A 10,677-nucleotide genomic window follows, 5' to 3' on the forward strand; every position below is an offset into this window, starting at 1 on the left:
GATCCCATGAACATCACCATCCAGTACACCTTCCTCCCGCACACAGACGGCGACGCCGCGCTCGGCTTCTACCGCGACCTCCTCGGATTCGAACTCCGCAAGGACGTCGGCTACGAGGGCATGCGATGGCTCACCGTCGGCCCGCCGGGGCAGCCGGGAACGTCGATCGTCCTGCACCCGCCGGCCGCCGATCCCGGCATCACCGATGAGGAACGCCAGACCATCCTCGAGTTGATCGCCAAGGGCAGCTACGGTGCCGTCACCCTCGCCACCGACGATCTCGACGGGCTGTTCGAGAAGCTGCAGGCCAGTGGCGTCGACATCGTGCAGGAGCCGATGGACCAGCCGTACGGCGTCCGTGATGCCGCCGTCCGCGATCCCGCGGGCAACCTCATCCGCATCGATCAGGCGAGCTGAGACGTGTGCGGTCCCGGTCGATGCCCGCCGCCCGAAGCCCTCGACGCGGTGGTCCTCGAGGAACAAGCCGCTCAGGACCATGACACTGAGGACCATGACACTGAGGAACACGACACCGGGTCGACCCGCGCCCTGGTTAGATCGATCGGGGGTCCGCACGTTCGCCACGCGGATCCGAATCCCGTTCACCGCGCCGACCCCGCACCGTCGGTCGCCGCCCCGATGGAGAGACGATGAGCCGAGCAACGCGCACCCCGCCTACCTCCCGAGCAGCAACCTCGAAGTCCGAGGCACACCCCGCTGACACGCACGACCGGATCCGGGTCCACGGGGCGCGGGAGAACAACCTCAAGAACGTCGACGTCGATCTGCCCAAGCGGCGCCTGACGGTGTTCACCGGGGTGTCCGGATCCGGGAAGAGCTCGCTGGTCTTCAGCACGATCGCCGCCGAATCACAGCGACTCATCAACGAGACGTACAGCGCCTTCGTCCAGGGGTTCATGCCCTCGATGGCACGGCCCGACGTCGATGTACTCGAAGGTCTGACGACCGCCATCATCGTCGACCAGGAACGCATGGGCGCCAACGTCCGGTCGACGGTCGGCACCGCCACCGACGCCAACGCGATGCTGCGAATCCTGTTCAGCCGCCTGGGAACTCCGTACGTCGGTTCGCCCCAGGCATTCTCGTTCAACGTCGCCTCCATCAGCGGTGCGGGTGCGGTGACCATCGAGAAGGGCGGCCAGCAGGTCAAGGAACGTCGCAGTTTCTCGGTCACGGGTGGCATGTGTCCCCGATGTGAGGGGCGTGGCGACGTCTCCGATTTCGATCTCACCGCGTTGTACGACGCGTCGAAGTCGCTGAACGAGGGCGCGCTCACCATCCCCGGTTACTCGATGGACGGCTGGTACGGCCGGATCTACCGCGGCTGTGGCTTCTTCGATCCCGACAAGCCGATCGCGAAGTTCACCAAGAAGCAACTCAACGACCTGCTCTACAAGGAGCCGACCAAGATCAAGGTCGAGGGCATCAACATCACGTTCGAGGGCCTGATCCCGAAGATCCAGAAGTCGATGCTGAGCAAGGACCGTGAGGCGATGCAGCCGCACATCCGGGCCTTCGTGGACCGGGCGATCACCTTCGCGACCTGTCCCGACTGTGAGGGCACCCGGCTGACCGCGGAGGCCAGGGCGTCGAAGATCAATGGCGTCAGCATCGCCGACGCGTGTGCCATGCAGATCAGCGATCTCGCGCAGTGGGTGGCCGAGATCGACGATCCGTCGACGGCCCCGCTGATCGCCGCGCTGCGGGAGCACCTCGACGCCTTCGTCGACATCGGCCTCGGATACCTCTCGCTCGAACGTCCGGCCGGCACGTTGTCCGGCGGAGAGGCGCAGCGCACCAAGCTGATCCGCCACCTCGGGTCGTCCCTGACCGATGTCACCTACGTCTTCGACGAGCCGTCGATCGGTCTGCACCCCCACGACATCACCCGGATGAACGACCTCCTGCGCGCCCTGCGGGACAAGGGCAACACGGTTCTCGTGGTCGAACACAAGCCGGAGGTCATCGCGATCGCCGACCGCGTCGTCGATATCGGACCGGGCGCCGGTACCGACGGAGGCGAGATCGTGTTCGAGGGAACGGTCGACGAGTTGCGGGCTGCGGACACCCTGACCGGCCGCCACCTCGAGGACCGCGCCGCCGTCAAAGACGAGGTACGCACTCCGAGAGGACATCTGGAGGTTCGGGGCGCCGACGCGAACAACCTCCGGGACGTTGATGTGGACGTCCCCCTCGGGGTGCTGGTCGTGCTCACCGGTGTCGCAGGTTCCGGCAAGAGCTCGCTGATCAACTCGACGGTGGCCAAGCAGGATGGTGTCGTCTCCATCGACCAGAGCGCCATCAAGGGTTCGCGACGGTCCAACCCGGCGACTTACACCGGTCTCCTCGAACCGATCCGAAAGGCCTTCGCCAAGGCGAACGGCGTGAAGCCTGCTCTGTTCAGCGCGAATTCGGAGGGGGCGTGCCCGAACTGCAACGGAGCGGGCGTGGTGTACTCCGACCTCGCGATGATGGCGGGGGTCGCCGCGCCGTGCGAGGTGTGTGAGGGCCGGCGTTTCCAGGCCGAGGTCCTCGACTACACGCTCGGCGGTCGGAACATCAGCGAGGTCCTCGAGATGTCGGTCGCCCAGGCCGAGGAGTTCTTCGCCGACGGTGACGCCAAACTGCCCGCCGCACACAAGATTCTGCATCGGATGGTCGACGTGGGTCTCGGGTACATCAAGGTCGGTCAGCCACTGACGACCTTGTCCGGCGGTGAACGCCAGCGGCTGAAGCTGGCGAGCCACATGGGGGAGAAGGGCGATGTCTACATCCTCGACGAGCCGACCACGGGTCTCCATCTGGCGGATGTCGAGCAGCTACTCGGCCTACTCGACCGCCTGGTCGACTCCGGCAAGTCGGTGATCGTCATCGAGCACCATCAGGCGGTGATGGCGCACGCCGATTGGATCATCGACCTGGGGCCGGGTGCGGGCCACGACGGCGGCCGAATCGTCTTCGAGGGCACACCCGCCGACATCGTGGCCGACGGTTCGACCCTCACCGGCAAACACCTCGCCGAGTACGTGGGGGCGTAGGTCACCGACCCATGTGTGCGGCAGCTGCCTTGCGATCGTCACTGTGGAGTTGTCAAGGAACAGATGCGGTCCCGGGAGTCCCGGGTGCGAAAGGTTCTGCGCAGTGTGTGCCGAGGTCAGGCGGCGTCGTCGAGTCGCATCGTGCGTCGGTTGTAGGCAGGTAACGGTCGGCGCTGTGGGTCGATGGTGGCCGGCGGGACCAACCACGGATGTCGGTCGAATCCCGTGACGATGTCCCACCCGTGGTGGTGGACCTGGGTGTGGCAACGCTGGCAGAGCAGACACCCGTTGTCGAGGTCGGTGGCGCCACCGTCAGCCCAGTGCGCGATGTGATGCACCTGCGTATGGGATGGTGGTGCACCACATTTGACGCAGCAACTGTCTCGCACGATCACGGCCCTTCTCAGATGTGCTGGGAAGAGTCGGTGGGTGCGTCCCATCTGAAGGGGCACCCCTTCGCCGTCGAGGATGATCTCGGTGAGCGTTCCATCACACGACATCTGCTGGGCGGTCGCCTGACTGACCGATCCCGTCCACGGCAAGGTGGCCGGGTCGGCGCCGGTGGCGGGAATGGTCACCGTGAGTTGGGTGCGTGGGGAACCGACGCTGTCGATGCTCGCACCCACGGCGGCCTGATCGAGAAGCAACTCGAAAGCGTCGGCGCGACGTTGTTCAGCGGTGCGCCGGTCGTCAGCGCCGTCGGGCTCCGGACGTGGGCAGGCCCGTTCGTCGATCATCGTCAGAAACTTCTCGCCGACGGTCTGGGTGAGGTCGGCGCGGATGCCGACTCGCCCGTCGTCGGTGGTGTGGACGTTGAGAGTGTTCAGGGATGCGTCGTCGGCAGTGGGGATACCGGTGACGTCGGCAATGGCGTTGCCGATGGTGCGGGCCCGGCGCTCGATCTCAGCCGGCGTCGCACCGGACAGCGCGTGACCGACCAGCTCGGTCTCGTGCGCAGCGCGCCTCTCGTCGACAGGCGTTGAGGGCGAGCGTCGGTCGATGTGTGTCATGCCGCGGGCGATGGCGTCGACGACTTCGCCAGGCAGACGTCCGTCAGCGGCGTGGCGGGCGAGTGTGGGCAGGGTGTGGAGCGCATCGACACTCCGCATGATTCGTGATGCCACAGCCGGAGGATGGCCCATCTCGATCAGCAGCTTTCGGGTGGTACTACCGGTTCTGCGTGCGACACCCAGCGCATCGAGTTGCGCTGTGTGAGCAACGATCTGGTGATCGACAACGTTGCGGATCAACCGCAGGGTGGTAAGTGCGTCGAAAGTGACTCTGCCCGTGGGGTCATCGGCGGGCGGTGCGGTCTCGATGAGCTGATCGAGGAGATCGGCGAGCTCTGGCATGACTCCACTGTACGCGAACATTTGTTCGACGCCACGGTATATCCCCAGCCCTATTGGATCGAAAAGAATTGTGCCGTAGCAGCATTCGTTGACTGTGCGTTTATCGTCAACAGAGGTGAACACCAGTCACAGTAGTATCGCAGCGGGCCCGGAAAGCGCCCTGTCAGTCGTCACCCTGCGCTTCTCGGCGACAGCCAGCCGCCAGAGAATCCGGCGTCTCGTCGCTTGCGGTTCGCCCAAGACTCCATTGGCATGCCGAGCGGTCGGATGTCAGAGCCTTCATGCCTGGCCGACGGTCATGCGTACTTCGCGGCAGCTCCACTCGGGGTCGTAACGTGTGGCACCGTCGAGTTCGAAACCGTGTTTCAGATAGAACGCCACGGCTCGCGAATTGTCGCGTGCAACCCACAGGTAGGTTGCAATCCCGGTTCCGCCGAGCACTGAGGTCATCAAGTTCAAGGCCACGCCAGTGCCGTGATGGTGGGGAACGACATTCAGAGACCACAGTTCAGTCGCGGCGGGAGGGTTGCGATCGCGAGCCGGGCCGCTGATTGCGAAGCCGACCATCTCCTGCGTGACGAGGGACGTCGCGCACCGGAGCTGAACCCGGCGCGCAGCCTGGCTTTCGAAGTCTCCGACCGTCTCACGCCAGCGGGCAGCCGACTGTGCAGGAGTAAGTGCATCGAGCCTGTCCTGCGCCACCATGCCCGTGTAGGTCGCCTTCCAGATGGCCGTGTGCGCTTCAGAGATCTGCTCGAGGTCGCTCGCCTTGACAGGCCGAATCTCATAGCTACCCACAGAGACCTGATCTACCAGACCCGGATGCGGGGCAAGCCGTGTTCCCTCGGGTCTGACGTCGGGGCGGGCAGCGGGGCACCTGTCAGAGTAGCGACGCCGTCCACTCCAGGACAGACGTTCGCCGACGGCGGGCCGTCACCGTAGTCGCACACCCGTGACTTGCTCCCGTCTGCTTCTCCATCCTCTGTCGCACTCCCGTGGCAGCATGGTCCGAGATGAACGACGGGCGAGGTGAGAGGGGATCGTTTCGATCCGTCTCAGGGGTAACCCCTGGGTGCAGTCCACAGTTGGTTCCTGCGTCCGACGCCGGCCCGCACGCTGCACGTGCTCCACGGCGCCGCGGCACCACGGTTCTGGTCACCACACCCGTCGTTCATCACCGGCGCGGCCCGCGATGGTCGGCCGCCGCATGACCGATCCCTTCCTGACCGCCGCCGACGCGGCCGAGACCGCCGCGGCATTCGCGCGCACCTACGCCGCCTGGACCTGGCCGGAGGTGGTGGCCGCGCTGCGTGCGGTGATCCCCGCGCACTTCGTCGACGACGTCGCAGAGCGCGTGTTCGAGCTGTCCCCACACGAACCGCGTCATGCCGCCGAGCTCATGACCGAGGCCCTCGCCCCGTGGACCCATCCGCCCGAGCCGGTCCGCGAGCCGCTGATCCTTCGTGAACCGATCTCGCCCGGAACGGTTCCCGACGAACTGCCGGATCTCTACGACATCACCCAGCTCGCGCACTGGCTCGACTTCACCGTCCCCGAACTCGAGTGGTTCGCCGACCGCGGGGGATGGTTGCGCACGGCGCATCCTCCGTTGCGGCACTACCGGATCTGGCAGCGTCCCAAGCGCGACGGCGTGCGACTCCTGGAAGCGCCCAAGCCGCGGCTCCGCGAGACCCAACGGCGCCTGCTCCGTCGGCTCGTCGAGAAGATTCCGGCGCATCGGGCCGCGCGGGGATTCGTACCCGGCTCGTCGGCCGCCGCATTCGCGTGGCCCCACACCGACCGCCCGGTCGTGCTGCGGGTCGATCTGCGTCACTGCTTCGAATCGATCACCGACCGGCGCGTCCGGGCGGTGTTCCGCGATGCCGGGTACCCACCGCACATCGCTCGCGTCCTTGCCGAATTGTGCACCACGACAACACCTGTCGACGAACTGCGCGATATCGAGACCGGGCACGCCGCACTGCTGCGCGAACGCCATCTGCCCCAGGGCGCACCGACGTCACCCCATCTCGCCAACCTCGTCATGCGTCCGTTGGACCGCCGCCTCGACGGTTACGCACGACGCCACGGCCTCCGGTACACCCGCTACGGTGACGATCTCGCCCTCTCCGGCGACTCCATGGACGCCGACCGTGCGCTGTGGACCGTCCTGCGCGTCGCCGAGGCCGAGGACTTCACGGCGCACGACGACAAGGTCCGGATCATGCGTCGGCATCAGCAGCAGCGCCTCGCCGGCCTGGTGGTGAACGACCGGCCCCAGGTCGCCCGGTCGGACTACGACAACCTGCGGGCCCTGCTCCACAACGCCCGTCAGCATGGCGCGTCGTCGCAGAACCACGACGACCACCCCGACTTCCGGGCCCACGTGTACGGACTGATCGCATGGGTCGGCGCGACGCGTGACGAGCGACGCCGACGGCTCCTGACGATGGCGGACGCGGTGGACTGGGACGCCTGACGGCCAGAGCACGCGCGGCGCGAGAGGCGAGGTCACCGCGATACGATCCGCTCGGAAGAGAGGGCTCGTGACACCTGCAGTGAAGACCGATCGTGCACTGGACCATTACCTGGGATCGGCCCGGGCCCGAGGCGGCACGCTCGCCGCGTTCGTCATCAGTTCGATTCTGGCGATCGTCGTCCTCCCGAATCAGCCACCGACGCCGTACCGGATCGACTTCGACGTCTACCGCATGGGCGGGCGGGTACTGATCGACGGCGGCGACCTGTACGGCGTCCTCCCACGTCTCGCCGAAGGGGCCTACCTGCCCTTCACCTATCCACCCCTCGCCGCCGGCCTGTTCTCGGTGTTCACGATCGTCCCCCTGTGGCTGGGGCAGATCCTGTTCACCGCCATCTCCATCGGCTGTCTTCTCCTGGTGTGCCGGATCGTGATGTCGCGCCTCGTGAGCCGTCCGTCGGCCGACGTGTGGTGGCTGGCACTAGTCGCCACGACGATCGGGCTGTGGCTCGAACCGGTTCGCGACACGCTCAACTTCGGGCAGATCAACATCGTGCTGATGACGCTGGTCGTCGTCGACACGATGCTCGGCCGCGGCCGCTGGTGGAACGGGCTGCTCGTCGGACTCGCCATCTCCATCAAACTCACCCCCGCGGTGTTCCTGCTGTACTTCTTCCTGCGGCGGGACTGGCGTGCGCTCGCCGTCGCCGCAGTATCGGCGGTCGGGTACGCCGGTCTCGGATATCTGCTGACGCCGAGTCATTCGATCACCTATTGGACGTCGACCCTGTTCGACACCGACCGCATCGGTAGTCCGCACTTCGCCAACAACCAGTCGATCAAGGGCGAACTCGGACGTCTCGGCCTCGACTCCGACCTCGCGTGGTTCCTCGTCTCGATGGTCGTGGGGCTGCTGATCGCCTGGGTGGCCTGGCGACTGCTGTCGGCGGCGCCAAGCAGTGCCCACACCGCGACGACCGGCCCCGGCGATCTCGCGGCGCTGATCGCGGTGGCCTGCGCGGCGCTGTACTGCTCGCCGGTCGCATGGGACCACAGCTGGGTCTGGATCGTCCCGCTACTCCTCGTCCTCGTCCATCTCGCCACCCGGCCGGAGGCGTCGTCGGCGTGGTGGTGGCTCGTCGGGTCGGGTGTGGTCATCTTCGCCGCGGCGCCCCATCAACTCGTTCCGCAGCGCTACGACGCCGAGCTGTCCTGGATGTGGTGGCAGCACTTGATCGGATCGTCGTACCTGCTCTGGGGCTTGGTGGTACTCATGGCACTGGGGGTCTCCGCGCCGCGTCTGATCGGCGCACGAAGTCTGCGCGACACGCGGACACAACCCGTCTGAACACCCCGTCGACCCCGCACGCTTGAAACATTCGCTAATATCCGTTCCAATGGTGCATAGTGATGTAACGCACATCGGATCAATGGGGAGTGGCAAGCAGATGGCGAGTCGGAAGAAGCAGATCCAAACCGTGCTGGCGGCGGCGAGCCGGCGGTACCCGAGCTCGGCGCGACCTCTGGCCGAGCCACCCGAGGGCTCGGACCTCAAGCCGGTGATGGGCGACCCGGGGATCCCGTGGCTCGGCAACACGCTGGAGGCCCTGGTCGACCCGCTGAAGTCGGCGATGGACCGTTACGAGAGGTACGGCCAGGTGTCGTGGTCGGGTGCGCTCGGCATGAACATGGTCACCCTCGTCGGACCGGATGCCATCGAGGCCGTCTGGATGAACCGCAAGAAGGCGTTCTCCAGCGAACTCGGCTGGGAGCCGATGATCGGCCCGTTCTTCCGCCGCGGAGTCATGCTCATGGACTTCGACGAGCACATGCAGCACCGCCGCATCATGCAGCAGGCGTTCAGCCGGCCCCGGCTCAACGGCTACCTCGACATCATGACGCCGCACATCGAGAAGACCCTGGCCAACTGGGAGGTGGGCAACGGCTTCCGCATGTACTCCCGGACCAAGGACCTCACGCTCTCGCTGGCGACCGAGGTGTTCATGGGTGCGCACGTCAGCGAATCCGAGGCCCACCGCCTCGAGCACGCTTTCGAGGCTGCCGTGCGCGGCGGCCAGGCGATGGTCCGCAAGGACGTCGGCAACTGGACCTGGGCGCAGGGCCTCCGCGGTCGCGAGGCGCTGCAGGAGTGGTTCCGCTCCGAGATCCCGCTGCGTCGCGGCAACGACGGCGACGACCTCTTCAGCGTGTTGTGCAACGCCGAGAGCGACGAGGGGGAGACCTTCTCCGACGAGGACATCGTCAACCACATGATCTTCGTGATGATGGCCGCGCACGACACCAGCACCATCGCACTGTCGATGCTGACCTACTTCCTGGGCCGTAACCCCGAGTGGCAGCAGCGCCTCCGCGAGGAATCGCTCGCGCTCGACAAGCCGACGATCGACTACGACGACGTCGACAAGCTCCCCAGCATGGAGCTCGCGTTCAAGGAGACGCTGCGTCTCAACGCCCCGGTCGGCATGCTGTTCCGCATGGCCATCGAGGACACCGAGGTCTGCGGCCACTACATCCCGAAGGGCACCCTGCTCGCCATCCACCCGTGGGCGACCATGCTGCGCAAGGAATGGTGGCCGAACCCGAACCACTTCGATCCGGAGCGCTTCTCCGACGAGCGTCGCGAGGACAAGGTCCACCGATTCGCGTGGGCACCTTTCGGCGGTGGCGCACACAAGTGCATCGGCCTGTATTTCGGTGGCATGGAGGTCAAGTCGATCCTCCACCAGATGCTGCAGCGCTTCGAGTGGGACGTCCCGGCCGGCTACCGCCCCGAGCTGACCTACGGCACCGGCCCGACCCCGGCCGACGGCCTGCCGATCAACCTGCGGCACCGAAAGATCTGACCCGCTGCCTCAGCCCCGACGAGCGAAGGCGACCACCGCTTCCCGAGGTGTGAGGGCGAAGGCGACAATTGCTTCGCTCCCTGAGGTGTGAGGAGCGCAAGCGACGAGCCACGAAGGGCCCCAGCTGTGATATCGGCTGGGACCCTTCGAGGCTCGCTGCGCTCGCACCTCAGGGAGCAGACTTCGCCGCCCGCAGACCCTCGTCGACCGTGCACCCTTTTCCGTCGACTGTGCGGGTGTTTCCGTCGACCGTGCGTCGTTTGGCGTCGACCGTGCAGTCCACTCGAACGCCAAACGTCAGCCCCTACGACGCGTTGAGGATGCTGATCTCGAAGACGAGCGTGTCACCGACCTCGATGCCCGCCTGGGGGTTTCCGGAGGCGTAACCGTCGGCGGAGGTCATTGCGACGCCCACCTTGGACCCCACCTTCTGCCCGGCGATCGCCTTGCTGAATCCGGGGATGACGCCGTCGAGCGGGAAGTCGACCGGCGTGCCGCTCTCGTACGCGCTGTCGAAGGTCTGACCCGTGCGGCCGTTCACCCCGACGTAGCAGACGCTGACCGATGCGGTCTCCGGCACGATGGCGCCATCGCCCTCGACGAGCGTCTTCACCTGGGTGTCGGTCACGCTCAGCGGCGTCTCGATGGTGATCTTCGGCGCCTCGGTCGCCGTCGACGCGACCATCTGGAGTCCGCCGGTGGCACCCTTCTCGCTCCACTGCGGTGTGGCATCGGCCTTGGCGGGTGCGGTGGGGCAGCTCGCCGCGCCCGAGTCGGAGCCACCGGCGTCGGCTCCTCCCGTTGCCGCTGTCGCGGTCGGTTCCGTTGTGCCGGAACCGGAATCGGAATCAGAGCTGCAGCCGGCCACGGTCAGGACCACTGCGGCGCCCAGGACGAGGATCGCGTTCTTGATGTTCACCCAG

General features: G+C 66.4%; 8 protein-coding genes. 5 read left to right on the forward strand and 3 right to left on the reverse strand.

From position 1 onward, the window contains the following. The first annotated feature begins 6 nt into the window (after positions 1-6). Both MAY35_RS03995 and MAY35_RS04000 read left to right on the forward strand, forming a co-directional pair. A complete protein-coding gene (locus MAY35_RS03995) occupies positions 7-417 on the forward strand; it encodes a VOC family protein (RefSeq protein ID WP_238419459.1) in 411 nt (136 codons plus the stop codon). A gap of 233 nt (positions 418-650) precedes the next feature. Beyond that, positions 651-3,059, forward strand: coding sequence for an excinuclease ABC subunit UvrA (locus tag MAY35_RS04000; protein WP_238419460.1), 2,409 nt, complete (start codon positions 651-653; stop codon positions 3,057-3,059). Between the two features lie 116 nt (positions 3,060-3,175). Here MAY35_RS04000 and MAY35_RS04005 read toward each other — a convergent pair whose 3' ends face one another. Beyond that, positions 3,176-4,432 carry an HNH endonuclease signature motif containing protein gene (locus MAY35_RS04005; RefSeq protein WP_238419461.1) on the reverse strand — a complete coding sequence of 419 codons (1,257 nt, stop codon included), beginning with the start codon at positions 4,430-4,432 and terminating at the stop codon, positions 3,176-3,178. 258 nt (positions 4,433-4,690) lie between these two features. Continuing rightward, entirely contained in the window at positions 4,691-5,209 is a 519-nt protein-coding gene (locus MAY35_RS23200) for a GNAT family N-acetyltransferase (protein WP_238419462.1), read from the reverse strand. A gap of 409 nt (positions 5,210-5,618) precedes the next feature. On the opposite strand from MAY35_RS23200, the gene MAY35_RS04015 reads away from it, so the two are divergent. The 3 genes from MAY35_RS04015 to MAY35_RS04025 all read left to right on the forward strand — a co-directional run bounded on the left by MAY35_RS04015 (position 5,619) and on the right by MAY35_RS04025 (position 9,754). Continuing rightward, positions 5,619-6,890, forward strand: a complete 1,272-nt coding sequence (locus MAY35_RS04015) for a reverse transcriptase family protein (RefSeq protein ID WP_238419463.1) — start codon at positions 5,619-5,621, stop codon at positions 6,888-6,890. A 67-nt stretch (positions 6,891-6,957) separates the two neighbouring features. After that, positions 6,958-8,238: a glycosyltransferase 87 family protein gene (locus MAY35_RS04020; RefSeq protein ID WP_238419464.1), complete on the forward strand. Its 1,281-nt coding sequence runs from the start codon at positions 6,958-6,960 to the stop codon at positions 8,236-8,238. A 100-nt stretch (positions 8,239-8,338) separates the two neighbouring features. Beyond that, a complete protein-coding gene (locus tag MAY35_RS04025) occupies positions 8,339-9,754 on the forward strand; it encodes a cytochrome P450 (protein WP_238419466.1) in 1,416 nt (471 codons plus the stop codon). Between the two features lie 304 nt (positions 9,755-10,058). Here MAY35_RS04025 and MAY35_RS04030 read toward each other — a convergent pair whose 3' ends face one another. Next, positions 10,059-10,673, reverse strand: coding sequence for an FKBP-type peptidyl-prolyl cis-trans isomerase (locus MAY35_RS04030; protein WP_238419467.1), 615 nt, complete (start codon positions 10,671-10,673; stop codon positions 10,059-10,061). Positions 10,674-10,677 lie beyond the last annotated feature (4 nt).

Source organism: Gordonia sp. 'Campus' (genome assembly GCF_022206305.1).
GTDB lineage: Bacteria > Actinomycetota > Actinomycetes > Mycobacteriales > Mycobacteriaceae > Gordonia.